This is a genomic window from Desulfovibrio sp. SGI.230, assembly GCF_050313065.1.
In the GTDB taxonomy this organism is placed as follows: Bacteria; Desulfobacterota; Desulfovibrionia; order Desulfovibrionales; family Desulfovibrionaceae; genus Desulfovibrio.
Genome location: NZ_JBNPKS010000002.1, coordinates 185,244 through 207,806 on the forward strand (window position 1 = coordinate 185,244; position 22,563 = coordinate 207,806).

General features: G+C 66.5%; 21 protein-coding genes. 8 read left to right on the forward strand and 13 right to left on the reverse strand.

What is annotated here, in order from left to right; translation table 11 throughout:
- Positions 1-258: 258 nt before the first annotated feature.
- Positions 259-870: a sulfurtransferase-like selenium metabolism protein YedF gene (gene yedF / locus ACQRAG_RS02845; RefSeq protein ID WP_427803843.1), complete on the forward strand. Its 612-nt coding sequence runs from the start codon at positions 259-261 to the stop codon at positions 868-870.
- Positions 871-1,297: 427 nt separating this feature from the next.
- Here yedF and ACQRAG_RS02850 read toward each other — a convergent pair whose 3' ends face one another.
- The 8 genes from ACQRAG_RS02850 to ACQRAG_RS02885 form a co-directional block, all read right to left on the reverse strand.
- Positions 1,298-2,494 carry an aminotransferase class I/II-fold pyridoxal phosphate-dependent enzyme gene (locus ACQRAG_RS02850; RefSeq protein ID WP_427803842.1) on the reverse strand — a complete coding sequence of 399 codons (1,197 nt, stop codon included), beginning with the start codon at positions 2,492-2,494 and terminating at the stop codon, positions 1,298-1,300.
- Entirely contained in the window at positions 2,455-2,928 is a 474-nt protein-coding gene (locus tag ACQRAG_RS02855) for a hypothetical protein (protein ID WP_427803841.1), read from the reverse strand. The genes ACQRAG_RS02850 and ACQRAG_RS02855 overlap by 40 nt, the downstream gene beginning before the upstream one ends.
- On the reverse strand, positions 2,925-4,139 hold the full coding sequence (locus ACQRAG_RS02860) for a beta-ketoacyl-[acyl-carrier-protein] synthase family protein (protein ID WP_427803840.1): 1,215 nt from the start codon (positions 4,137-4,139) through the stop codon (positions 2,925-2,927). The genes ACQRAG_RS02855 and ACQRAG_RS02860 overlap by 4 nt, the downstream gene beginning before the upstream one ends.
- Positions 4,139-4,537 (reverse strand): acyl carrier protein, encoded by a 399-nt coding sequence (locus tag ACQRAG_RS02865; RefSeq protein WP_427803839.1) that lies wholly within the window; start codon positions 4,535-4,537, stop codon positions 4,139-4,141. The genes ACQRAG_RS02860 and ACQRAG_RS02865 overlap by 1 nt, the downstream gene beginning before the upstream one ends.
- The gene (locus ACQRAG_RS02870) at positions 4,537-5,265 is read right to left on the reverse strand and encodes an SDR family NAD(P)-dependent oxidoreductase (RefSeq protein ID WP_427803838.1); all 729 of its coding nucleotides are present in this window, start codon (positions 5,263-5,265) and stop codon (positions 4,537-4,539) included. The genes ACQRAG_RS02865 and ACQRAG_RS02870 overlap by 1 nt, the downstream gene beginning before the upstream one ends.
- 294 nt (positions 5,266-5,559) lie before the next feature.
- Positions 5,560-5,874, reverse strand: a complete 315-nt coding sequence (locus tag ACQRAG_RS02875; RefSeq protein WP_204625061.1) for a hypothetical protein — start codon at positions 5,872-5,874, stop codon at positions 5,560-5,562.
- Positions 5,871-6,626: a DUF3298 and DUF4163 domain-containing protein gene (locus ACQRAG_RS02880; RefSeq protein WP_297138005.1), complete on the reverse strand. Its 756-nt coding sequence runs from the start codon at positions 6,624-6,626 to the stop codon at positions 5,871-5,873. Before ACQRAG_RS02880 ends, ACQRAG_RS02875 begins: the two co-directional genes overlap by 4 nt.
- Positions 6,627-6,860: 234 nt before the next feature.
- Positions 6,861-8,102, reverse strand: coding sequence for a sodium:calcium antiporter (locus ACQRAG_RS02885; protein WP_168935508.1), 1,242 nt, complete (start codon positions 8,100-8,102; stop codon positions 6,861-6,863).
- A 279-nt stretch (positions 8,103-8,381) separates the two neighbouring features.
- Here ACQRAG_RS02885 and ACQRAG_RS02890 point away from each other — a divergent pair, with 279 nt between their 5' ends.
- The 3 genes from ACQRAG_RS02890 to ACQRAG_RS02900 all read left to right on the forward strand — a co-directional run bounded on the left by ACQRAG_RS02890 (position 8,382) and on the right by ACQRAG_RS02900 (position 12,123).
- Positions 8,382-9,371: a YIP1 family protein gene (locus tag ACQRAG_RS02890; RefSeq protein ID WP_418741210.1), complete on the forward strand. Its 990-nt coding sequence runs from the start codon at positions 8,382-8,384 to the stop codon at positions 9,369-9,371.
- A gap of 77 nt (positions 9,372-9,448) precedes the next feature.
- Positions 9,449-10,576: a sensor histidine kinase gene (locus tag ACQRAG_RS02895; RefSeq protein ID WP_427803837.1), complete on the forward strand. Its 1,128-nt coding sequence runs from the start codon at positions 9,449-9,451 to the stop codon at positions 10,574-10,576.
- Positions 10,558-12,123 (forward strand): sigma-54-dependent transcriptional regulator, encoded by a 1,566-nt coding sequence (locus ACQRAG_RS02900; protein WP_427803836.1) that lies wholly within the window; start codon positions 10,558-10,560, stop codon positions 12,121-12,123. The genes ACQRAG_RS02895 and ACQRAG_RS02900 overlap by 19 nt, the downstream gene beginning before the upstream one ends.
- Positions 12,124-12,470: 347 nt before the next feature.
- On the opposite strand, the gene ACQRAG_RS02905 is transcribed toward ACQRAG_RS02900, so the two are convergent.
- Positions 12,471-12,983 carry a rubrerythrin family protein gene (locus tag ACQRAG_RS02905; RefSeq protein ID WP_168935504.1) on the reverse strand — a complete coding sequence of 171 codons (513 nt, stop codon included), beginning with the start codon at positions 12,981-12,983 and terminating at the stop codon, positions 12,471-12,473.
- A gap of 258 nt (positions 12,984-13,241) precedes the next feature.
- Here ACQRAG_RS02905 and ACQRAG_RS02910 point away from each other — a divergent pair, with 258 nt between their 5' ends.
- Together ACQRAG_RS02910 and ACQRAG_RS02915 are read left to right on the forward strand one after the other, a co-directional pair.
- Entirely contained in the window at positions 13,242-13,811 is a 570-nt protein-coding gene (locus ACQRAG_RS02910) for a cupin domain-containing protein (RefSeq protein ID WP_297160147.1), read from the forward strand.
- The gene (locus tag ACQRAG_RS02915; protein WP_427803835.1) at positions 13,808-14,437 is read left to right on the forward strand and encodes a YigZ family protein; all 630 of its coding nucleotides are present in this window, start codon (positions 13,808-13,810) and stop codon (positions 14,435-14,437) included. The genes ACQRAG_RS02910 and ACQRAG_RS02915 overlap by 4 nt, the downstream gene beginning before the upstream one ends.
- 280 nt (positions 14,438-14,717) lie before the next feature.
- On the opposite strand, the gene ACQRAG_RS02920 is transcribed toward ACQRAG_RS02915, so the two are convergent.
- A complete protein-coding gene (locus ACQRAG_RS02920) occupies positions 14,718-15,800 on the reverse strand; it encodes an efflux RND transporter periplasmic adaptor subunit (protein WP_427803834.1) in 1,083 nt (360 codons plus the stop codon).
- Between the two features lie 228 nt (positions 15,801-16,028).
- On the opposite strand from ACQRAG_RS02920, the gene speA reads away from it, so the two are divergent.
- Positions 16,029-17,945, forward strand: coding sequence for a biosynthetic arginine decarboxylase (gene speA, locus ACQRAG_RS02925; RefSeq protein ID WP_204626192.1), 1,917 nt, complete (start codon positions 16,029-16,031; stop codon positions 17,943-17,945).
- Positions 17,946-18,191: 246 nt separating this feature from the next.
- On the opposite strand, the gene ACQRAG_RS02930 is transcribed toward speA, so the two are convergent.
- The 3 genes from ACQRAG_RS02930 to cobT form a co-directional block, all read right to left on the reverse strand.
- On the reverse strand, positions 18,192-18,500 hold the full coding sequence (locus ACQRAG_RS02930; RefSeq protein ID WP_168935499.1) for a hypothetical protein: 309 nt from the start codon (positions 18,498-18,500) through the stop codon (positions 18,192-18,194).
- Positions 18,501-18,844: 344 nt separating this feature from the next.
- A complete protein-coding gene (locus ACQRAG_RS02935; RefSeq protein ID WP_427803882.1) occupies positions 18,845-19,831 on the reverse strand; it encodes an ABC transporter ATP-binding protein in 987 nt (328 codons plus the stop codon).
- Positions 19,831-20,928, reverse strand: coding sequence for a nicotinate-nucleotide--dimethylbenzimidazole phosphoribosyltransferase (gene cobT, locus ACQRAG_RS02940; RefSeq protein ID WP_300644386.1), 1,098 nt, complete (start codon positions 20,926-20,928; stop codon positions 19,831-19,833). Before cobT ends, ACQRAG_RS02935 begins: the two co-directional genes overlap by 1 nt.
- Before the next feature lie 221 nt (positions 20,929-21,149).
- Between cobT and ACQRAG_RS02945 the strand changes: the two genes are divergently transcribed.
- Complete coding sequence (locus tag ACQRAG_RS02945) at positions 21,150-22,505, forward strand: trypsin-like peptidase domain-containing protein (protein WP_427803833.1); 1,356 nt, start codon at positions 21,150-21,152, stop codon at positions 22,503-22,505.
- The last annotated feature ends 58 nt before the right edge of the window (positions 22,506-22,563 follow it).

Consider the following 22,563-nt stretch of genomic DNA (forward strand, 5'->3'; position numbering starts at 1 on the left):
GCTCCGGCAACGTTTCCGGCCTGCCCTGCCCGTCCCCAAAGCAGGCCGGGAAAGCTGCGGCCAACAAACACGTCAGAAAAGCTTGCACGCCACTTGCGGGAAGTCCTCCCTGCCGCCCCCATCAAGCAACATCAGCCAGTCATGCCCCCAAACGCGTGGCATCCCGCCGGTACCGCTCCCCTCTCGACCCTGCCTGCCGCATCTGGCATACTGGCGCCACCGGCATGATGCCGGAACGAAACCGTCAGGAGGATATGAATGAAAACCCTGGATTGTCGGGGCCTTGCCTGCCCCCAGCCTGTGATGCGCACCCGCGACGCCCTGGAACAGGGACGGCCGCAGGAGCTGCTCGTCCTGGTGGACAACGCTGCCGCCAGCGAGAACGTGAGCCGCTTTTTGCGCCGCAGCGGCTTTGAAGTCAGCGTCAACCAGCCCGAAAACGCATTGTGGGAAGTGCACGGCCTGAGCAGCGCCACACAGGTGGAAGCCCCGGAACAGGACCCGGCCGCCGCTCCGGCAGCGGACACGGAAAGCCGCAAGACCCTGGTCCTCATCACCACCGATACCCTGGGCCGCGGCGATGACGAACTGGGCGCCCGCCTGATGGAAAACTTCCTGGCCAGCCTGCCCGAACTGGGGGCCTCCCTGTGGCGCATCGTGCTGCTCAACGGCGGCGTCAAGCTGGCGGCCACGGAGGGCAAGTGCCTGGATACCCTGAAGCAGCTGGAAAGCAACGGCGTCAGCATCCTTGTCTGCGGGACCTGTCTGAACTTCTTCAACCTGCTGGAAGCCAAGCAGGTGGGCGAGACCACCAACATGATGGACGTGGTGACCAGTCTTTCCCTGGCCGACAAGGTCATCCGGCCCTGACCGCAACGCCTGCGGGCCGTGCGGGAAAGCACCTTTCCCTGCCCGCGCATGAGGCATAAAAAAAGAGGGACGCTCCACAGCGTTCCTCTTTTTTTACGTCTTGGTCCCTGCAACAGGGCAGGCCATCTGAAAATTTCCCGGCCTCGCCAGTATCTTCTCTCATGGGACGGGCCCTTTCTTCTTCCCGCATATCCGCCGGTCCCGGCCGCGTATCCTCTGCCGCAGACCGCAGCCAGCGAAGCGGCACTTCCCCTCAAAGCCTTCCCCCCTGAAGTCCCTGTACTCCGGCCAGGAGACGATAGCCCTCCCTGTGATCCAACGCCGGGGACCTGCGGCCAGACCAGAACAAAAGTTTTCGGAGGATGGAGGGGGTACGGGGGAGGAAGGGCCCCTTTTCCAAAAGGGGCCCTTCCTCCCCCGCCATATCCTACTCTTCCCATACCTCGGCCAGCACTGTAGCCGTGCGGGCCAGCAATTCTTCCGTATGGCGGGCGGTGAGGCCGAAACGCAGCAGGGCCTGCCCGCGCGGTACGGTGGGCCAGCGGGCCCCCAGCACCAGCACCCCGCTCTCGGACAGACGGGCGGCCAGACGGCGGCAGCGCGCCTCATCGCCCACGGGCACGGACAAGATGTGCGCATCGCCCATGACCGGCAGCCCCCGTTCCGTCAGGGCCTGACGGAAAAAGGCCACGCGCGCGGCCAGCGTACGCCGTCGCTCCTCAAGGCGCGGCAGTTCCTCCACCAGCGCCAGCATGCAGGCCGCATGGGCGGGCGGCAGGGCCGTGCTGTGCATGATGGCCGAGGCCAGATGCTCGAACAGGGGCGTGAAGCCCCGGGGCAGCAGCAGGAACGCGCCCCACAGGCCCAGCGATTTACCCAGCGTGCCCACCACCAGATCGGCCGGGGCCCGGCCGCCATCCCGCAGGGCCTGCGCCGCGCACAGGCCGCGTCCGCCGGGACCCAGGGCCCCCAGCGCATGGGCTTCGTCCACACAGAGGAAAAATCCGTACCGACGCCGCAGGGCCGCCATGCGTTCCAGATCGAGAGCCGCGCCGTCCATGCTGTACAGGGACTCGGCCATGACCACGGGCTGCGGCGCGTCCGGCGGCAGGGAGGACAGCAGGCGCTCCAGATGGTCATAATCCAGATGGTTCCAGGCCCGGATGCGCGCCCCGGCCAGCGGCAGGGCCCGCATGACGCTGGCGTGACAGCGCCTGTCCACAAAGGCCTCCTGCCCCTGCTGGAGCAAGGTGGTCACACAGGCCAGATTGGCCTGATAACCGCTGGGCAGGAACAGACATTCCGCAAAACCGAAGTAGTCGGCCACGGCCCGGCAGGCCTGGTCCACCACATCGCTGCGGCCCCCGGCCAGACGCGAGGCCGACGCCGACGGCGCATGGGCGGCAAAACAGGCAGCCACCCGCGCCTGCCAGTGCGCATCGGCGGCAAGGCCCAGACCGTCGTTGCTCATGAAGGAGATGTACTCCCGGCCGTCCCGGTACAGCAGCGGCCCGGCGGCTCCCCCGGCCATGGCGGCGCTGTCGCGGGCAAGGCCCAGACGGGCATCGGCGCGCAGGCGGTCGTTCAGACAGTCATAAAGGCTTCGGCGTTGTGGGACAGACATGAGTACAGCTCCCTGTAGCGGCTCTCCAGCAGTTCACGGGAAAAAGAGGCATCATAGGGCACCAGGCCCACGCGCAGTTCCAGCTCCAGCGGCAGCAGGGGGCCCCCAGGCCCGCAAAGCCCCCGCACGCGCACCAGCGAGGCCGCCACATTGCCGCCCTGTGCCGTCACCCGCACGTCCAGCCGCGCCGTGCCGGACAAGGGCCCGGCAGGCCACGGGGCACGCTCCACGGACAGCAGGAAGGCATGGCAGGAAAAATCCCGCGCCACGCGCTGTTGCAGGGCGGCCGCCTGCGCGGCGGCCTCCAGCACATGCCAGAAAGGCACGCCCTCACAACGGCGCCAGGCCGTGAACCCCGGTGGGGAGGCCATGGCCCGGGCCGCATCCAGCAAGACGAAGGGCGACGGCGCATCCAGAAAGAAATCCGTGTTCATGGCCGCAGATCCACGGCAAGGGCGGCGTTCTGGCCACCGAAGCCGAAATTCTCCAGCAGGCCGCGGGAGGACGGGAAGGGGCGGGGCTCCCGCACGAAGTCGAGACGGGGGGAACAGGGCCGTTCCAGATGGCGCACGGGCGGCATCCTGCCGTCACGCCAGGCGGCCAGCGCACAGCACAGCTCCAGCGCCCCGCAGGCCGAGGAACCGTGCCCCAGCCAGGATTTGAAGGCCATGACGGCCGGGCCGCCGGGCACATCGCCCAGCAGGCGTTCCCACAGCAGGCTCTCGGCCTGATCGTTGAGCTGCGTTCCCGTGCCGTGGGCCGAAAGCCAGCCCAGTCCGGCGGCATCGAGGCCCGCCTCTTCCAGAGCGCCCCGCACGGCCAGCTCGGCCCAGGTGCCCCGTGCTTCGGGCGCGGTCAGGCTCTCGGCATCCACGGAGGCCCCGTAGCCCAGGATCTCCGCATGGACATGGGCGCCCCTGGCCTGCGCCGAGGACAGGCTCTCCAGCACGAAGGCCGCGCTGCCCTCACCGGGCACGAAGCCGTCCCGGCCCATGTCGAAAGGACGCGGGCCCGTACCGGGCGCACAAAGACTGAGGGCCCGGGCCTTGTGATAGCCCAGCAGTCCGCCCAGCGAAAGGCGGCTGTCCCCGGCCGCGACCAGTACGGCGTCGGCCAGACCGAAGCGTATGCGCCGCCAGCCTTCGCCCAGGGCCTGCAGGGCCGAAGCGCAGGCCGCGTTGACGGTCAGGGCCTCGCCATGGCAGCGGGCAAAACGGGCCAGGGCCCCTGCGGCGGTATTGGGCAGCCAGCGCAGCAGCCAGAGCGCGCCCAGCGTCGCGGTATCCTGCGGCGGCAGGCCCGGTTCACCGGTGACGTCCAGCATGGGCCCCACGGCGGCGATGATCTGCGAACGGACGGGCAGGCCCGCCTCCAGCCCGGCATCGCGCAGGGCACGCAGGCCCGAAAGGACAGCCATCCGGCTGCCCCGGTTCAGGTAATGGCGATGCCGCCAGCCTTCGAACTGCTGCCGGGCCTCGTCCTGGCCCCAGTCTTCCGCCGGGCAGATGGAAAGCCCTTCCAGCGCGCCGGAGGCCCGGAAGGCATCACGGCCCTCGCGCAGGCTGCGGGCCACGCTGTCCAGATCATGGCCCAGCGCCGTGCAGCAGCCCGCACCGCTGATGACGACCCGCTCAGGCACGGCCATCAGGCCCCCTGCCGTGTGGCCTCAAGGGCCTGTTCCACCCAGTGGGCGATGTCGCCCAGGGTCAGGGGCGATTGCAGGGCCATGCCGTCGGCATCCGTATAATAGGCGGCCAGCTGCTGCCGCCGCGCTTCGTCCAGATGGCCGTAATGCTCGCGCAAAAAGGCGGCCGCATCCGGGGCGCCGGCCAGCTGGTAACGCAGGGAACGCAGGAAGGCGCGCTCCTCGTCCACAAAGACATGGAAGGTGGCGCCCAGCTGCACGCTCACTTCCAGCAGGTCGATGGATTCACAGGGCAGATCCTGCATGAGCAGGGTATCGTCGCTCAGGGTCGCGGCATCGCGCTCGAACAGATTGGCCACGATCTCGCGCACCTTGAGGCTGATATCGTCGTATCGCATCACAGCTCCGGGAGTTTGAGGGCCCCGAGGCCCCCGTCAAGAGTCACCACGCTGCCGTTGATGGCCGCGGCCTCCGCCGACAGCAGGAAGCACAGGCCCGGCAGCACGTCGTCCGGGCCCAGGCAGCGCCCGGCGGGCATGGCACGGGCCACCTGCCCGTGGCGGGAAAGGAATTCGTGCCCGCGTCCGGCATCCAGCCAGCTCAGACGGGCGGAACAGGCGCTGAGGCCGCGTCCGGCCAGCTCCACGCCGAGGCTGCGGTACAGGCCCTCACCGGCCAGCTTGGCTGCGGCGTACCAGCCCTGCCCGGGCGACGGCCGCTGCGCGGCGCTGGACGAGACGAAGACACAACGGCCGAAACGGCGGGCCAGCATGGCCCGGCTCACGGCACGCAGGCAGCGGGCCCGCAGGGCGATGTCATCATCCGCCCAGCGCTCTATGGCCTCGGGCGCCGCCATGGCCACCAGCTGTTCGAAACGGGAATGCAGCAGATCCGCCAGATGCCCCACCGGCCGGCCCAGCAGAGTTTCACAACGGACGGGCAGGGTCTCGGGATCGCCAAGGACAAGGGCGGGCAGGCCGTCCTGCGCACAGCGGGCGCAGCCTGCGTCATCACGGCAGACACAGCAGACCTGCGCCCCTTCGGCGCGCAAGGCCAGCGCCAGGGCACGGCCCAGCTCGCTGCTGCCGCCAAGGATGAGGACAGAACCATGGAACGTCAATCGCATGGCCGCATAGTGAAAAAAAAGCGGCCCGGGCGCAAGGGCCCTGCCGCACACGGCCTGCGCCAGGCCATGGACAGGCCGGGATAAAGCCTGAAGATGCGCCGGGCATGAGGACCATCGAGTTCGCGACAAAAACGGGAGACCGGCAGCCGCGCGTCCGCTCTGCGCAGCGCACGACCCGCCAATGACCGAAAGGAAGTTTTTTGCGGGGAGATGGGAGCGCCAGAAGGCGGAAAAGGGCGCTTTTCCCCAAGCCTCCTTCGGCAAGATCCCCTTGAAAATAGGGCTGCCTTCCCCTCACTCCAGGGAGAACACGGCTTCGGCCAGGCAGGCATCGCCGTGCAGCAGACGGCAGCGGACCTCCGACGGCAGGGCGTCGCCCCTGTCTTCAGGCTCCATACGGCACAGCAGGTCGCTGTCAGGCAGGACGAAATGGCGGAAGCGTGCCCGGCGCACGGCACGGACACGGCGGGACGGAAAGGCCTCTTCCACGGCCCGGCGCATGGCTTCCAGAAGGCAGGAACCGGGCACGCGGGGCGCACCGGGAAAATGGTCGGCCAGCAAAGGCGCATGGCCGGGAAAGCGCAGCACGGCCTCCAGGGGCGGCATCATTCGCCCCAGAGCAGATGCAGGGGACCGGCCGGAGCCAGTTTTTCCAGCGGGATGAAAACGCGCTGCGTCCCGGCGGCCCAAGGAGCCACCTGATAAGGCTGGAAGTAGACACGCACCCCGCCGGGCACCAGGGCCAGCGCGGAAAAATTGTCCGCCAGGGGTTCGGTGCCGTCGTGGATCATGCTGTCCACCCGGCCGCCGCCCAGACGGGTGGCAAGCTCCTTCCGGGACACGGCGGACATGATCTCCAGAGCCTTGTCCACGTTCTCGAAGATGTCCACCAGCCCCAGACGCTGGCCGGAAAGCAGGCTGTAGGTCAGCGGGATCACGTCCAGATTGCCGTGCGCGCCGCCGGTGTAGGTCCAGATCTCGAAGACGATGCTCAGGGCATTGGCCGAGGGACGCGTCAGGGTGTAGGAGCCTATGAGCTCGCAGGGCGGGAGTTCCTGCTCCTGCCACTCAAGGGCCAGCGGCGCCAGCTCGGCCTCGAAGGTCGAGGCGATGCGCTCCACCCAGTCGGCCACGTCGCGGTCCACGTCCTTGCGGCCCAGCATGGGATAGGTGACGGTGATGTCCGGCTTGCCCGGCCGGGAAACGCGGCGCAGGTTGCAATCCGTGACGGAAATGGGGGCAAGGGCGGGCTCGGGACGGGAGTCGGCCAGCATGGTGCCGTGCCCGTGCGCGGCGCTGGCCGTGGGACACAGATCAGGAGACAGTGCGAAGCACGACAGCAGGGCCGCCAGCGCAAGCATGCGAGCGGACCGGCAACAGGATCCCGGCAGATGACGGAGATTCCCAGAGCTGAACATCATACCCCCCAGACGACGGAAAAAGAGATCGCGGCATGGCGCCGCAAGCTGCTTGTAGAGGGCTCCTGCGGCCCTGTCAAGCCTTGCGGGAGCAAATAAAAGGCCGGTCTGCCGACCCTGCGCGGACAGGGGGAAGACCGGCCGTAGGGAGCCTCTCCTCCAGACGGAGGCAAGGCCTTAATGATGCACGATATCCCGGACCTTGACGTGGAAGCCGTAACGCAGCTCGGCCACCAGGCGCCAGTGCCGCAGCAGGAGCAGGCCCGCCAGGATCAGGTACGTCCAGGCATAGAAGTTGTGCAGGCGCAGCGGGTCGTGGGGCAGGCCCAGCAGGGCTTCCAGCTGCACGTCATAGAAGGGCGAGAACAGCTGGGCCAGGAAGAACACCAGCAGGGCCGCCGCCTCGCGCAGGCCCAGGCGCAGGTCCAGCAGCAGGGCCACGGCAAAGATGGACTGGCCGGCCGTGAGGAAGATCTCCTGGAACTGGTGCGGGTCCAGGTTGATGGGGGTGGTGCCGCCGGAAGACACGGCGTAGACACCGGGGATCATGCCCACCAGCAGGGTCCACTGGTTGAGCTTGGAGGACAGCAGGCTGCCCAGGGCCAGACCGGCGTTGCCGCGGAAGGCGAACATCAGGGCCACGATGAATTCCGGCGCTTCGGAAGCGATGGGCGCCAGCCACTGCACCAGCAGGAACTCGTTGATGCCCAGGATCTTGCCGCTGGCCACCAGGCTTTCGCTGAAGGGTTCGGCGTTGAACAGGATCACCAGGGCCGCGAACAGGAACAGACCGGCCACGGCACGCATGCGGGCGGGACGCGAGAGCTTGGCCAGAGTGGCCGCCGGGCCTTCGGGCTCTTCTTCCTCACAGGGACGGCGGGCGATGATGCACATGTAGCCCACATAGATGCCCAGGAAGACCACGCCGTCGAACAGGGTCAGGGAGCCCTTGAGCGGGATCAGCAGGGCATAGAGGGTGGCCATGCCCAGGAAGAGGATGTCGGTGCGCTTTTCTTCGTGCAGGGCCACATAATTATGGAAGCGGCCCGCGAAGATCAGCACGATGGCCGTCCAGCCGATACCGATGAGCAGCCGGTTGGCGCCCGTCATATTGGCGATGGCGTAATGCGAGTAGGCGCTTTCGGGATGCTGGCCCGCCATCCAGGTAAAGTACATGTCCACGGCGTATTCGGGCAGCACGGCGATGAAGGCCACCACGGCCACGGCCACGGCCTGGGGGATGTCGAGCTGGGCCACTTCGCAGGCCCAGGTCAGCAGGAAAGACGCGCCCAGGATGGCCAGGCCGGCCAGTACGGCCACCAGCATGGGGGAAACGTCCGCAGGGGCAAGGCGCAGGGCCAGGCCCGGCAAGGTCATGAGGATAGCCAGAAGGTAGGGACGCAGGTCGCGCAAAGACATGACGGTCTCCTTGGCGGGGTTTGGGTTTTACACAAAAAAAAAGACCTTGGCTGCATGCAGTCATGCGGCCAAGGTCTCACTAGTCGGCAGGGCCAACGGCAGCACCAGACGTGATGTCAGGCTGTTGATGCTGCCAGGGTCTCAAGGACCCAGTTACTCCCCTTAGGTGCGGACAAAATAGTTGCTCTCTCTCCGCCTGTCAAGCCTGAATCCGCCTTTTCCGCCCCGTGGCCGTTCCCCGGATTGCAGGGCAGATGCCTCTCTGCTATGAGTAGCGTCATGAACATCATCTGCCCTCAATGCGGTTTCAGCCGTCCTTTCCCTCCCGATCGCGCTCCGGCGCATTCGGTGATCGCCACCTGCCCCCAGTGTTCCTGCCGCTTCCGCTTCCATCCCCAGGATGGCAGCAGCGAGCAGCTTTCGCCCGTCCGCAATGAAGCCGCCCCGGCGGCCAGCGACCTGCCCCCCGGCGCCATCATCCCCGGCATGGGGGATGACGGGAAAGGCGGAGCCCCCTGCCGCCGCGAAGATCCCCGCGAGGAGATCCCGCCCTTCCGGCCCCGTGACCGGCAGGAAGAGCCCAAGTCGCAGGCAGACGACGAGCCGCTTGAAGATGACTTCCGGGACGACGACGCCGACGACGACCGCCCCGGCCTGCCTTCCGGCAACCCCTGGGACGTGGCGCCCGCGCCTTCGGGCTGGATGGTGGCCTTTTACCGTACGGCCACGCGCATCATGTTCGGCGCGCCGGCCTTCTTCAGCTGCCTGCGCCCGCATCGCCGCTCCCTGCGCGCCCTGAGCTTCTACCTGATCGTCAGCGTCATCCTTTCCGTGGTGCAGCTGCTCTGGATGCGCGGCATGACCTCCATGCTCGTGGACGGCGGCATGGACCCGCAGATGCAGCAGATGATGGCCAGCACCCTGGCCATCCATGAGAGCATGCCCCTGTTCGTGCTCAAGCAGGTGGCCTTCGTGACCCTGCAGCTGTATGTGCAAAGCGCCCTGCTCTATCTCATGTACCGGCTCATCCTGCGCGACAAGCCGGAATTCGACCTGATCTTCCAGGTCAGCGCCTACGGCTCGGCGCCCATGCTGCTGTGCGTCATCCCCGTGCTGGGGGCGCTCACCGGCCTGGTCTGGAGCCTGGCCTGCACCCTTGTGGGCTACAAGACCGTGCTGCGCCTGGACTGGAGCCAGACGTTGCTGGGCTACGCGCCCGTTTTCCTGCTGGAGATGTTCCTGCTCCTGCAAGTGATGCAGATGCTTTAGCCCCATATCGACCTGACCTTTTCCGGGCCCGCCGCTGCCGCCAGCGCGGGCCTTTTCCCCCTCCGCCCGTGCCACCCATGAACGAAAACCCTTCCCAGCCCGCTCAGGACGCTCCCGCTCCTGGAGAAAAAAACGGTTTCGACCTCACCCGGCTGCTGCTGCCGGGGAGCATCGCCCTGGCCCTGTGCCTGCTGCTCTGCATCTGGCTGTGCATCGACATCTTCATCTGGCCGCTGGGCACGCGCCAGCGCATCCTCATGTGCCTGCTGCTGTTTGCCCTGCTCCTGCTGCTGGGCCTGGGCGCCTGCCTGTGGCGCGGCATCTACCTGCCCCTGCTCACGGCCCTGCGCGAACTGGGCCCCGATGCCGACGGACGCATGCCGCAGGGCTCGCCCGTGCCCGCCATCACCTGCCGCATCCGCCGCATGCACGAGAACATGCAGCGCACCCGCCTGGCCCTTGAGGAAAGCCACGAGAACCTGCGCCAAAACCTGCGCCAGACCGAAAAGATGGCCCTGGTGGGCAAACTGGCCGCCGGGGTGGCCCACTCCATCCGCAACCCGCTGACGGGCCTCAAGCTGCGCTTGTTCTCCTTCACCCGGGGCATGGAGCTTTCCCCGGCCCAGCAGGAAGACGTGCAGGCCATGAACGAGGCCGTGCGGCACATGGAAGCCATCACCAGCAACTTTCTGGAATTTTCGCGCCGTCCGCGCCTGAGCAAGGAGCCGCTGGACATGAGCGAGGTGCTGGACCGCACCCTCATCCTGCTGCAACCGCGCATGGAAGCCTACAAGGTGACCCTGCGCCGCACGCGGCACGCGCCCCTGCCCCGGGTGGACGGCGATGCCGAACAGCTGCGCGAGGCTCTGGCCAACCTCATCATCAATGCCTGCGAAGCCGCCGGTACCGACGGGGAAGTGCGCATCAGCGAAGAGCGCGGCCGCCTGGCCCCGCTGGGGCCCGTGGTGGTCATCCGCATCGAGGACAGCGGCCCCGGCGTGCCCGAAGAGCTGCACGAGGTCATCTTCCAGCCCTTCATGAGCACCAAGGTGGAGGGCACGGGCCTGGGCCTGCCCATCGCCCGGCGCATATTTGAAGAACACGGCGGCTGGCTGCACCTGCACAACGCACCGGGACACGGGGCCAGCTTCGTCATGGTACTGCCTGTCCGCAAGGGGGACGACGTATGGCTGAGATCCTCATAGTCGACGACGACCACCACCTGCGTCAGGGCTTCCAGCGCCTGCTGGACGCCGAAGGCTACGAGACGCGCACCGCCGCCTCGGCCGAGGAGGCCCTGAACCTCATGCGGGAAAAGATGCCGCAATGCGTGGTCATGGACGTGCGCATGCCCGGCATGGACGGTCTGGAAGCGCTCAAGCGGATGCGTGCCCTGGAGGGCTGTCCGCCGGTGGTCATCATGACGGCCTATTCCACCACCGAGACCGCCATCGAAGCCACCCGGCTGGGGGCCTTCGACTACATGCTCAAGCCCTTCGACATCCCGCAGGTGCTGGAGCTGCTGCAACGGGCCCTGGCCGCGGGAGAGAGCCAGCGCCGCCACGAGGCCCAGTCCGCCGAGGAGGCTCTGGGCGAAGAGGACGACATCCGCCTGGTGGGGCATACGCCTCCCATGCAGGAGCTGTACAAGGCCATCGGCCGCGTGGCGCCCACCGATGCCCTGGTGCTGATCCGGGGCGAATCCGGCACGGGCAAGGAGCTGGTGGCCAATGCCATCTGGCGCTACAGCCCGCGCTCCCGCCGCCCGTTCTCGGTCATCAACTGCGTGGCCATCCCCGACACCCTGCTGGAGAGCGAACTTTTCGGTTATGAACGCGGGGCCTTCACCGGCGCGCAGCACCGCCGCATCGGCCGTATCGAACAGGCCGCGGGCGGCACCATCTTCCTGGACGAGATCGGCGACATGCCGCCGGGCATCCAGGCCAAACTGCTGCGCCTGCTGCAGGAAAAACAGATCCAGCGTCTGGGCGGGCATGACTCCATCGACGTGGACGTGCGCATCATCGCCGCCACCAACGCCAATCTGGAGCAGGCCGTGGCCGACGGACGCTTCCGCGAGGACCTTTACTACCGTCTCAAGGTGGTGACCCTCTGGACCCCGCCGCTGCGCGAACGACGCGAGGACATCCCGGCCCTGGCGGCCTTTTTGCTGCACCGGCAGGCCGCCGAGCTGCACCGGCCCGATCCCGGTCTGGAAGAAGAGGCCCTGCGCTATCTGGCCGGTCTGGACTGGCCCGGCAACGTGCGGGAACTTTCCAATGCCCTGCAGAAGGCCCTGGTCTTCAACAGCGGCGCCCCGGTGAGCATCCGCGACCTGCAGCTGGTGCTGGATTCCCCGGCAGCGCATCCCCCCGCGGCGGGCCTCAGCACCAACGGCAACGGCGATACCGGCCCTGCCCCGGGCGTACGCCGCTCCCCCGTCGGCACCGGGAACGGCTTCCACGAAGGGGAAGCTCCTGTCGAAGACGCCCCGGCTCCTGCTGGCGTACATCACAACGACGAACAGCGCAGCCTGGCTAGCATCGTCACGGCCTGCCTCCGGTCCGGCGATCCTTCGCCCTTCGACACCTGCATGGACATCATGGGCAGGGCCGTGGTGCGCGAGGCCCTGCGCCAGTGCCGGGGCAACCGCTCGCAGGCGGCCCGCCTGCTGGGCCTTTCCCGCCCCACCCTGCTGGCGCGCATGGAAAAATACGGCCTGAAGATCGAGACCCGCATCAGCGACGAATGAGGGCCGCGGGACAAACGCCCGTCACCGCTTCAATGCCCGCGCCATCCCAGGGCCTGCCGGTCTCCGGCGGGCCTTCTTTTTTGCCTGCCGGCACGGCGGCCTTCCCGGACACACCCCGGCACGGATGTCCCGCCAAAAACGTCCACCGTACGCGCGTGAGGTTCCCTCCGCCATGCCCTGCCGCGCCCTCAGCCCCCAGGCACAGCCCCAAACGGCCCGCCCGGTGACGGCACCTTCCCCCGCCGCACGGTTTTGCGGCATGGCAAGGCCATCTTTCCCGGCCAACGGGCACAAAAAAAGGCGCCGCCCCGAAGGGCAGCGCCTGGAAAAGTCAGGACCGGCCGAACTTACTTGTTCAGGCAGCAGGCGTCGTCCACCTTGAAGAAGGCAGCGGCCTTGGCGCCACACACGGGGCAGCTGTCACAGGGGCCTTCGTGGGTGTAGCCGCAGACCTTGCAGACGTAGAAGTCGACGTTGTCGAAAGCGTGGTTGTCAGCGGCAGCCTTCTTGTACAGGTTGGCGTGCACTTCTTCCACCTTGTTCACCATGTCCATGTACTTGGCCACGGCGGTCTGGCCTTCGGCTTCGGCTTCCTTGATCATTTCAGGATACATCTTGGTGAATTCGTAGGTCTCACCACCGATGGCGTCCTGCAGATTGGCGGCGGTGTCGCCGATCTTACCGGCGTTCTTCAGATGGGTGTGGGCGTGGATGGTTTCGGCGGCGGCAGCGGCGCGGAACACCTTGGCCACACCGGACAGGCCTTCCTTGTCGGCAGCCTGGGCGTAGGCGAGGTATTTGCGGTTGGCCTGGGATTCACCGGCGAAAGCAGCCATCAGGTTTTCGAGAGTCTTGCTCATTGTGGTTCTCCTTGGGGGGTATATGTTCAAAAAAATGTCGTCTTAATCAGGAACGATTCCTGTTTACAGAAAACTCATGCCTTTGTAAAGCATTTTTTTGCGTATTTTTATTTCCGCCCCCAATAAATAAGGTCCGAATGGCCCGCGTCAATGTCCCGGAGCCGGATTAGCACCGTCTTTCCTGCACAAAAACGCCCTTTGTTCCATGCCCTGTCCGCAAAGCTTGCGAGCCGGGCCAAGGCAGGCTAAAAAAACGGCATGACAGCGACCACATCCCTTGCACAAGCCCTTTCGGCCCAGGACATCATCCGCCATTATGACCTGATGCCCCATGTGGAAGGCGGCCACTACCGGCGCGTCTGGTGCAGCTCGCAGGATCTGCAGCCCGAGAGCCTTCCCTGCGGCATCTACGGCAGCCGCCCGTGCAGCACGAGCATCCTGTATCTGTTGCAGGCGGGCGAGCGCTCACGCCTGCACCGCATCCGCCAGGATGAGTTATGGCATTTCCATCTGGGCGGCCCTTTGCGCCTGTACTGCCTGACCCCTGACGGCAAGGAGCTGGACAGGATACTGGGGGCCGACATCCTTGCCGGCCAGCATCTGCTGCTGCCCATGCCCGGCGGCTGCTGGTTCGGCGCCGAACCCTGCCCGGGGACGGATTTTTCCCTGGTCTCCTGTACGGTGGCGCCGGGCTTCGATTTTCGTGACTTCGAGCTAGCCAAGGCGGCCTGTCTGGTACGCCGCTATCCTTTTGCCAAAGAAGGCATCGAACATTTTTGCCGGCTGCCTGACGGCTGTCCCGATCCCGGGAAAGGCTACCGGGGATGAGCCGCTTCCCCATCCCCGCGGCCGATGCCGCCGCCCCCTTCCAGACCGAGATCATCATCCGGCGCAGCCGTTTTTTGACCCACTGCGCGCATACGCCCGGCATGGAAGCCGCCCGCGCCTTCGTGGAGCAGATCCGCACCAAACACGCCGACGCCACCCACAACTGCTGGGCTTTCGTGGCCGGGGCTCCGGGACACAGCGGCCAGGTGGGCTTCTCGGATGACGGCGAACCGCACGGCACGGCCGGGCGCCCCATGCTGCAGGTGCTGCTGCATTGCGGCGTGGGCGAGATTACCGTGGTGGTCACGCGCTGGTTCGGCGGCGTCAAACTGGGCACCGGCGGCCTGGTGCGCGCCTATCAGGATTCGGTGCGCGAGAACCTGGCCACCCTGCCGCTGGCTGAAAAAGTGCCTACCGTGGAGCTGGACGTGCAGCTGGACTATGCCCATCTGGACCGCCTGCACCGCCTGCTGCCCACCTTCGAGGCCCGCGTCTGCGCCGAGGCCTACGATCAGGCCGCCCGGGTACGCATCTGCCTGCCCGAGGCCCTGCGCGGCCCCTTCGAGGAAGCCATCGCCGGACGTACCGACGGCCGCGCCCGCTGTACGCCGGTCGAGGAAGCGTGAGGCAGGGGGCTGCCGCAAGACACTTCCTTCCGTCCCCCTCAAAGCGTCTCCGGCATATCCACAAAAAGGCTTCCCGCCCGAACCGGCCCGCGCATCCGGCAGGCGCAGGCCCGTCCGCCTTTTCAGGCACGCCCCTTCCAGGGGAAGATGGCCAGCAGTCCCCGACCGGGATACGGATCCCCCCCAATATAAAAATAAGCCCCGCCTGCTGTCCGGCAGACGGGGCTCGTCCATTCTTCAAACTCGGCGGGGGGAGATCCGTTCTCCCCCGGCAGCGTCCTTACTGTATCACCTTCACCGGCACATCGGGAGCCAGGCGCACGATACCGTCGATGATGACCTGTTCCCCGGCCTTGAGATCGCCTTCCACCACGCTGATGTCACCAGACTCAAAGAGGATGTTCACCTTGCGGTAAGAGGCCTTGCCGTCGGCACCGGCCACATAGAGGTAATTTTCCTCACGGCCGCTCTGCACGGCCCGGCTGGGGATGGCCAGGGCCTGGCGCGCCATGCCCAGCGGCAGTTCCACGGTCACGAACTGGCCGGGCCAGAGGCGACGGTTCTCATTGTCGAAGGTGGCACGCAGCTGGATGGTGCCGGTGGTGGTATCCACGCTGTTTTCCACCAGGGTCAGCAGGCCCTTTTCGGTCTGCCCGCCCGTGGGGGTCACGTCCACTTCCACAGGTCCGGCATGCATGCGGTCGAGGATCAGGGAAAGATGCCGCTCCGGCACCGAAAAGGTCACATAGATGGGCGAAAGGGTGTCGATGCTGACGATGGGGGTGGTATCGGAGCTGCGCACCATATTGCCCTTGTCCACCTTGAGACCGCCCACACGACCGCTGATGGGCGCGCGCAGGGTGCAGTAGGAAAGGTCGAGGGCGGCGCTTTCCACCGCGGCCTTGTCGGCCTGCACGGTGGCGCGCAGGGCCGCGGCCTCGGTGGCGGTCTGTTCGTAGGCCTCGCGGCTCACATAGCCGTTGCCCACCAGCTTGCCGTAACGGCCCGCATCGTTGGTGGCCTTGTGCAGCTGGGCCTCGGACTTGGCCAGCTGGCCCTTCTTTTCGCGCAGGGTGGCTTCAAAGGGACGCGTATCGATGGTCAGCAGCACATCGCCTTCCTTCACGTCCTGGCCTTCCGTAAAATGCACCTTTTCTATCTCGCCGGTCACACGGGGAGTGAGCCCCACACTGGCGGAAGCCTTGACGTTGCCCACAGCGCCGAGCACGCGCGGCACGTCCTGCGGCTGTACCGTCATCACATGCACGGGCGCGGCCTGTCTGCCGCCCTGTCCGTCCTTGTCGCCGGAACAGGAGGCCAGCACGGGGACGAGCAGCAACAGGAAGATGGCAAGATGTTTCATGGCAGTCCTCACGATTTTCTGAATGATGCCTCAAAAACGTTGCACACCAGACACATCGCGTCAAGAAAACAAATGTGTGGTCCTGCCCGGGAGCGCTTGCCCTCCCTGCCTTCCCGGACGGACAGCGGCCCCGGGACAATTGACTTTCCCCCCTGTGCGGGCATAATAATCCCGCGGCGGGAGAGACCGCGAACTCATCCGAAATTTCCGATGCTGGAGGCACAAGAATTGGCAAAAAACCGCGCATTGCAACAGTGGCGGGTGGAAGATTCCATCGAACTGTACGGTATCCGCAACTGGGGAGCCGGCTTTTTTACGGTGTCCGATGAAGGGGACGTGGTCGTCTGCCCGCAGGGCCCAAAGGGCCCGCAGATCTCCATACCGGAGATCATCTCCGGCTTGCGTGAACGCGGCTATGACATGCCCGTGCTGCTGCGCGTGGAAAACATCCTGGACTCCCGTATCGCCAGCCTGCACGAGTCCTTCCGCAAGGCCATCAAGAACCTGAACTATCAGGGCGAGTACCGCGGCGTCTTCCCCATCAAGGTCAACCAGCAGCAACAGGTGGTGGAAAAGATCGCCCAGTTCGGCTCCCGCTACCATCACGGTCTGGAAGTGGGCTCCAAGGCGGAGCTCATCGCCGCCGTCTCCCTGATGCGCGATACCGAAGCCTGCATCGTCTGCAACGGTTACAAGGATGAGGAGTTCATCGACCTGGGCCTGCAGGCCCAGCGCCTGGGCTTCAACCTGTTCTTCGTGCTGGAGATGCCCAGCGAACTGGACGTTCTGCTCTCCCGCAGCCGTGAACTGGGCATCCGCCCCAACATCGGCGTGCGCGCCAAGCTCTCGGTCAAGGCCAGCGGCCACTGGACCGACTCCGGCGGCGAGCGCTCCACCTTCGGCCTTTCCCCGGCCCAGATCGTGGACGTGGTGGACAAGCTCAAGGCCTGCGACATGCTGGACTGCTTCCGCCTGTTGCACTACCACCTGGGCTCTCAGGTCTCCAACATCCGCGACATCCGCACCGGCGTCATGGAAGGCGCGCGCCTTTATGTGGGCCTGGTGCAGGAAGGCGCGCCCATGGGCTACCTTGACCTGGGCGGCGGTCTGGCCGTGGACTACGACGGCTCGCACACCAATTACATCTCGTCGCGCAACTACAATCTGGACGAATACAGCGCCGACATCGTGGAAGCCATCATGAGCATCCTCGACGAGCAGCAGGTGCCGCACCCGCACATCATCACCGAATCCGGCCGCGCCACCGTGGCCTACTATTCCGTGCTGCTGTTCAACGTGCTGGACGTGAGCGCCGTGGAAGAGGCCCAGCTGCCCGCCGAGCTGCCCGAAGACACCCCCGAGCCCGTGCTGAACATGCGCGAGGTCTACGGCAACATCAGCCTGCGCAACCTGCAGGAATGCTACAACGACGCCATCTACTACCGTGACGAGATGCGCAAGCTCTTCTCCACGGGCCGCGTGAACCTGCGCCAGCGTACCCTTTCGGAGCGTTTTTTCTGGGCCATCATCATGCGCATCGCCCAGGAAAAGGTGAAGCTCAAGACCGTGCCCCGCGACCTGCAGGACATCGACGTGAGCCTGGCCGACATCTACTACGGCAACTTCAGCGTCTTCCAGTCCCTGCCGGACAGCTGGGCCATCGACCAGCTCTTCCCGGTGATGCCTGTGCACCGCCTCAACGAGTTCCCCTCGCGCCAGGGCATCATCTCGGACATCACCTGTGACTCTGACGGCCGCATCGACCACTTCATCGACCCGCAGGGCCTCAAGACCACCCTGGACCTGCATCCCCTGAAGGACGGCGAGGAATACTATCTGGGCGTCTTCCTGGTGGGTGCCTATCAGGAGACTTTGGGCGACCTGCACAACCTCATGGGCGATACCAACGTGGTCTCCATCCGCGTCGATCCCGACGGCGGCTATGAGTACGTGCGCGAGATCCGGGGCGACTCCGTGGCCGACATCCTGAGCTATGTGGAATACGATCCCCGCCGTATCCTGGACGACCTGCGCGCCACGGCCGAACGCGCCGTGCGGGCCGGACGCCTGACCCCCAGCGACCGCTTTGCCGTGCTCCAGGCTTTTGAAGACGGCCTGCGCGGCTACACCTATTTCGAACGCTAGGAAAGAGGGCGCTCGCAGGGGAAGGGACCTTTTCCCGGAGCTGGAAAACCCCTCTCCTTGCGCCTCTCCAAAGCGCTTTCTGCAAACGTCGAACGCCCGGCATTTCCTGCCGGGCGTTCTTGTTTTGCCGCACGGGACGCGCCACATGAAGGCAGCCAGGTCGCACGCCGACTAGAGCAGGGCCGACGTCAATGCCCGGGAGCTTTTTCTCCCGATCCGGGGCGTCGCAGGCAGTGCAATCATCAATCAGCCTCTCAGACCACGCTTGGAAGCCTTGATGGGGTTGATCTTCTTCTTGGCTTCGTCGGTGTAGACCGGGATGCGGTGGGCATTGGCCTCGGCCAGGCGAACGGGGTCCAGATCGAGGGCCAGCAGGCGGGCTTTGGTGGTGGCCCTGCTGCCGGAATAGCGGTGGGGGTCCGCCAGGTTCTTGTCCAGATAGTTGGCACTGGTCAGATACAGGCCGCGCTCGTCGATGGCCAGGCAGAATTCCTGCCCGTTTTCCATGACGGTCTGGATGACCATGCCGGAGGTAGTGCCGAAGCGATTGTCCATACGCTCTCCTTTGCTGGGTATTTGTATCAGTTTATAGAAAAAGAATTTCATTTTCAATTAAAATATCCCAGCAATTTTTCCTGACGCTGCTCGCCCTTCTAACGGGTACGTGCAAACACCCGCTCTCCCGCATCACCTGCCGGGGGACAGGCTGTCAGGCACGGCCTTCTTGGCAGGCAGCGTTCCGTCTTTCCGCATAAGACATACTTTAGGGGGGGAGATGCAGGGGCAAGGGGCACTCTGCCGCACGTGCCGGCGACCAGCCGACGGCCGCAGGCCGTGCCCGTTGCGCCGAAAAAAGCTGCGGGCAGCGCGAGGGCCCCTCCCCCTGGATAACGTATCATTTACCCATACAGATGGCAGCGGACCCGCCAGCCGGGCTCCAGCTCCTTCCACTGCGGGGCTTCCTCGCGGCAGCGTTCCGTGGCCTGCGGACAGCGGGGATGGAAGCGGCAGCCCGACGGCGGATCCAGCGGGCTCGGCAGCTCGCCCCGGATGTTCTGCTGGGGCGCGCGCACCGGGCTTTTGCCGTCGCGCAGATCCTCAAAGGAAGGCACCGAGGCCAGCAGGGCGCGCGTATAGGGATGGGCGGGCTCCCGGAGCAGACGCTCGCGCGGGCCCTCTTCCACGAAACGGCCCAGATACATGACCAGGATGTGAGGGCACATGAAGCCCACCACGGCCAGATCGTGGGAAATGAACAGATAGGCGGGCCCGAAATCCTCCTGCACCTGCCGCAGCAGGTTGAGGATCTGCGCCTGCACCGAGGCATCCAGCGCCGAGACCGGCTCGTCGCAGACGATGAGGTCAGGATGGGTCATGAGCGCCCGGGCCACGGCGATGCGCTGCCGCTGACCGCCGGAGAACTCGTGCGGGTAGCGGCGTTCCAGACCGGCCAGGCCCACCGTGGCGAACATGTCGCGCACCCGCTCCCGGCGTTTCCTGCGGCTCAGGCGCTCCCCGGCCAGCAGGCTCTCCTCCACCGAGGTGCCCACCGTGCAGCGGGGATCGAGGGAAGAGAACGGGTCCTGAAAGACCATCTGGATGCGTCCGGCCGCCATGCTGCCCGCTCCGGCAGGCGGCAGCGGCGCGCCCCGGAACAGGATGCGGCCGCCGGTGGGACGTTGCAGACCGCAAACCAGACGGCCCAGCGTGGACTTGCCGCAGCCGGATTCGCCCACCAGCCCGAGGCTCTGGCCGGGCCGCAGGACAAGATCCACCCCATCCACGGCCTGCAGATGACGCACTTCGCCCAGCATGCCCTGACGCACCGGGAAGTGGCAGCGCACATCTTCCAGCGTCAGCAAATCGTCCCTGTTCCCGGTCTCCATCACAGGCCTTCGTCCACCTGCGCCTCGGCAAAGGTGGCCATCTCGTTGAAGATGTTCACGGCGCAGCGCAGCAAATGATAGGCCACGGCGCCGCCGGTGCCCTCGCCCAGCCGCATGTCCAGATGCAGCAGGGGCGTGCCGCTGTCCAGCGCGCCCAGGGCGGGCACATGGCCGGGCTCGGCCGAGGCATGGGACAGGATGGCGTACTGGGCCACCAGCGGGCAGATGCGCACCGCGGCGGCATAGGCGGCGCTGCAGATGAAGCCGTCCACCAGTATGGGCAGGGAGCGCGACGCGGCCCCCAGCATGATGCCGGCCATGATGGCCAGCTCGAAACCGCCCAGCGCGGCCAGGATGTCCACCCCGTCGCCCTTCAGGGCAGCGGCGTTGACCTCCAGGGCGCGACGCACGATGGCGGCCTTGTGGCGCACCCGTTCGGGATCGGAACCGGCCCCCGGGCCCGTGGCCACGTCAGGGTCGAAACCGAACAGCGCACAGTTGATGGCCGTGGCCGGCGTGGAATTGCCGATGCCCATCTCGCCGGTGCCGAAACAGCGGTAGCCCTTGTCCGCGAACTCCTCCACCAGGGCGATGCCGTGGCGCAGGCCCTGCAGGCAGGTCTCACGGCTCATGGCCGGGCCCTTGCTGATGTCGGCGGTGCCGTCGCCCAGGCGGCGGTCGATGAGCAGCTCGTGCGGCTCGTAGGGCCCCCCGGCGCAACCGGCATCCACCACGCGCAGGTCCATGCCGCTGCTGCGGCACAGCACGTTGACGCCCGCGCCGCCGTTGAGGAAGTTGCGCGTCATCTGGCGGGTCACGGCCTGCGGCATGGGCGAGACGCCCTGGGCCGTCACGCCGTGGTCCCCGGCCACGGTCAGCATCAGGGCCGGGCTCACGCTCAGGGGCGTGACCCCGCCTGCCATGGCATACAGGCGCCGGCCCAGTTCTTCCAGACGCCCCAGACTGCCGCGCGGCTTGGTCAGGTTGTCCAGATGGGCCTGGGCCTTCTCCAGCAGGGAGCTTTCCAGGGGACGGATAAAGAGGCCCGGCAGGGCGGGCACTTCCACAGCCTCACGATATACGGGAACTTGTTTCATGTTTTCTGTGTAACGTCTTGCCCGGCCCGGCGCAAGCATGGCCCGTCTTTACCTGTGTGACGGCCTGTATTAGAAAAGGCGGATCCTGCCGGGAATGCCCGCGTGGCCCACGGCCCGCCCGGACAAAAGCAGGGCATCGCCGCCGTCCGTCCACGGCTGCCGCTCCCCTGCCCCTGGGCCTTCCCGTCCTTTTTCCATCCGCAACGATCACGGAGTTGACCATGCATCCGTCGTTTTCCCTGTTCCCCGGCCTGCGCCGCGCCGCAGGCACCCTGGCCTGTCTGGCCCTGCTCTGTACGGCCACGGCCCCTGCCGCCGCGCCCGTGCCGGATTCCAGCCCGCGCATGACCCCGGTGGTGCGCGCCGTCCAGGCCACGGCCCCCGCCGTCGTCAACATCACCAGCACCCATGTGGTGGAGCGCCAGCGCATCTCGCCCATGGACCAGTTTTTCGGTTTCGGCCCGGGCTTCGACCAGCCCCGCCGGCAAAAACGCGTGAGCCTCGGCTCCGGCGTCATCGTGGACGGCAAACGCGGCCTGGTGCTGACCAACGCCCACGTCATCGCCGGTGGCGACGAGGTCATGATCCATCTGCAGGACGGCCGCCAGTTCCCCGCCGTGGTCAAGGGCGCGGAGCCGGACTTCGACCTGGCCGTGCTGGAGATCCAGGGCCCCCATGACCTGCCCGCCGTGCCCCTGGGCGATTCCTCCGACCTCATGCCCGGCGAGACCGTCATCGCCATCGGCAACCCCTTCGGCTTCAACCACACCGTCACCACGGGCGTGGTCTCGGCCCTGGGCCGCACCATCCGCAGCGAGAGCGGCGTGTTCACCGACCTGGTCCAGACCGACGCCGCCACCAACCCCGGCAACAGCGGTGGCCCCCTGCTCAACCTCGAAGGCCGTCTGGTAGGCATCAATACCGCTGTCCACGCCCGCGGCGAGGGCATCGGCTTTGCCATCCCGGTCAACAAGGCCCGCCGCGTCATGGATGACCTTGTGGGCCAGGGCCGTGTGGCGCCCCTGTGGCTGGGCCTGGCCGCCGACGACGTGGACCAGCGCATGGCCATGGCCCTGGGCCTGCGTGAGCCCCGCGGCATCATCGTCACCCGCCTCTACCCCGGCAGCCCTGCGGGCAAGGCCGGCATCGAGCCCGGCGACGTCATCGACAGCATCAACGGCTCGCCCGTGCGCGACCGTCGCGAATACGTGAACATCCTGCGCAACCAGGTGCCCGGCGCCGAGCTGACCCTGGGCGTGCTGCGCGGCGACAAGCCGGAAAAGATCCGCGTGAAGCCCGCCTCCTTCGACGATGCCACGGCCCTTTCCCTCATGCAGGAGATCTGGGGCCTGCGCGTGCGCGAGGCCGACGGCCTCATGCTGGTGCGCGAGACGCGCCGCCCCGGTCCCACGGACTTCCTGCGCCCCGGCGACGTCATCGCGGCCATCGGCGGCATGCGCATCCGCACCACCGCCGATCTGGTCAACGCCTTCCGCCGGGAACGCCTGGCCAATCAGGTACTGATGCAGATCGTCCGCGACGGCCGTCCGTATTACGCGCGCGTGCTGCTGCAATAAACGCGCCGGACACGTCCCCTGCGACGATGTGCAAAGAAATCTTCCCTTGACAGCCCAA

Coding starts and splice junctions, on each gene's coding strand:
- ACQRAG_RS02870 (WP_427803838.1), bottom strand. CDS start 5,265: ATGCGATTGACGTTCCATGGTTCTGTCCTCATCCTTGGCGGCAGCAGC.
- ACQRAG_RS02930 (WP_168935499.1), bottom strand. CDS start 18,500: ATGGACAATCGCTTCGGCACTACCTCCGGCATGGTCATCCAGACCGTC.
- ACQRAG_RS02935 (WP_427803882.1), bottom strand. CDS start 19,831: ATGGAGACCGGGAACAGGGACGATTTGCTGACGCTGGAAGATGTGCGC.
- ACQRAG_RS02920 (WP_427803834.1), bottom strand. CDS start 15,800: ATGAAACATCTTGCCATCTTCCTGTTGCTGCTCGTCCCCGTGCTGGCC.
- cobT (WP_300644386.1), bottom strand. CDS start 20,928: ATGAAACAAGTTCCCGTATATCGTGAGGCTGTGGAAGTGCCCGCCCTG.
- ACQRAG_RS02875 (WP_204625061.1), bottom strand. CDS start 5,874: ATGATGCCGCCCCTGGAGGCCGTGCTGCGCTTTCCCGGCCATGCGCCT.
- ACQRAG_RS02885 (WP_168935508.1), bottom strand. CDS start 8,102: ATGTCTTTGCGCGACCTGCGTCCCTACCTTCTGGCTATCCTCATGACC.
- ACQRAG_RS02915 (WP_427803835.1), top strand. CDS start 13,808: ATGAGCCGCTTCCCCATCCCCGCGGCCGATGCCGCCGCCCCCTTCCAG.
- ACQRAG_RS02895 (WP_427803837.1), top strand. CDS start 9,449: ATGAACGAAAACCCTTCCCAGCCCGCTCAGGACGCTCCCGCTCCTGGA.
- ACQRAG_RS02855 (WP_427803841.1), bottom strand. CDS start 2,928: ATGAACACGGATTTCTTTCTGGATGCGCCGTCGCCCTTCGTCTTGCTG.
- ACQRAG_RS02880 (WP_297138005.1), bottom strand. CDS start 6,626: ATGCTTGCGCTGGCGGCCCTGCTGTCGTGCTTCGCACTGTCTCCTGAT.
- ACQRAG_RS02900 (WP_427803836.1), top strand. CDS start 10,558: ATGGCTGAGATCCTCATAGTCGACGACGACCACCACCTGCGTCAGGGC.
- ACQRAG_RS02910 (WP_297160147.1), top strand. CDS start 13,242: ATGACAGCGACCACATCCCTTGCACAAGCCCTTTCGGCCCAGGACATC.
- yedF (WP_427803843.1), top strand. CDS start 259: ATGAAAACCCTGGATTGTCGGGGCCTTGCCTGCCCCCAGCCTGTGATG.
- ACQRAG_RS02945 (WP_427803833.1), top strand. CDS start 21,150: ATGCATCCGTCGTTTTCCCTGTTCCCCGGCCTGCGCCGCGCCGCAGGC.
- ACQRAG_RS02860 (WP_427803840.1), bottom strand. CDS start 4,139: ATGGCCGTGCCTGAGCGGGTCGTCATCAGCGGTGCGGGCTGCTGCACG.
- ACQRAG_RS02850 (WP_427803842.1), bottom strand. CDS start 2,494: ATGTCTGTCCCACAACGCCGAAGCCTTTATGACTGTCTGAACGACCGC.
- ACQRAG_RS02890 (WP_418741210.1), top strand. CDS start 8,382: ATGAACATCATCTGCCCTCAATGCGGTTTCAGCCGTCCTTTCCCTCCC.
- ACQRAG_RS02905 (WP_168935504.1), bottom strand. CDS start 12,983: ATGAGCAAGACTCTCGAAAACCTGATGGCTGCTTTCGCCGGTGAATCC.
- ACQRAG_RS02865 (WP_427803839.1), bottom strand. CDS start 4,537: ATGCGATACGACGATATCAGCCTCAAGGTGCGCGAGATCGTGGCCAAT.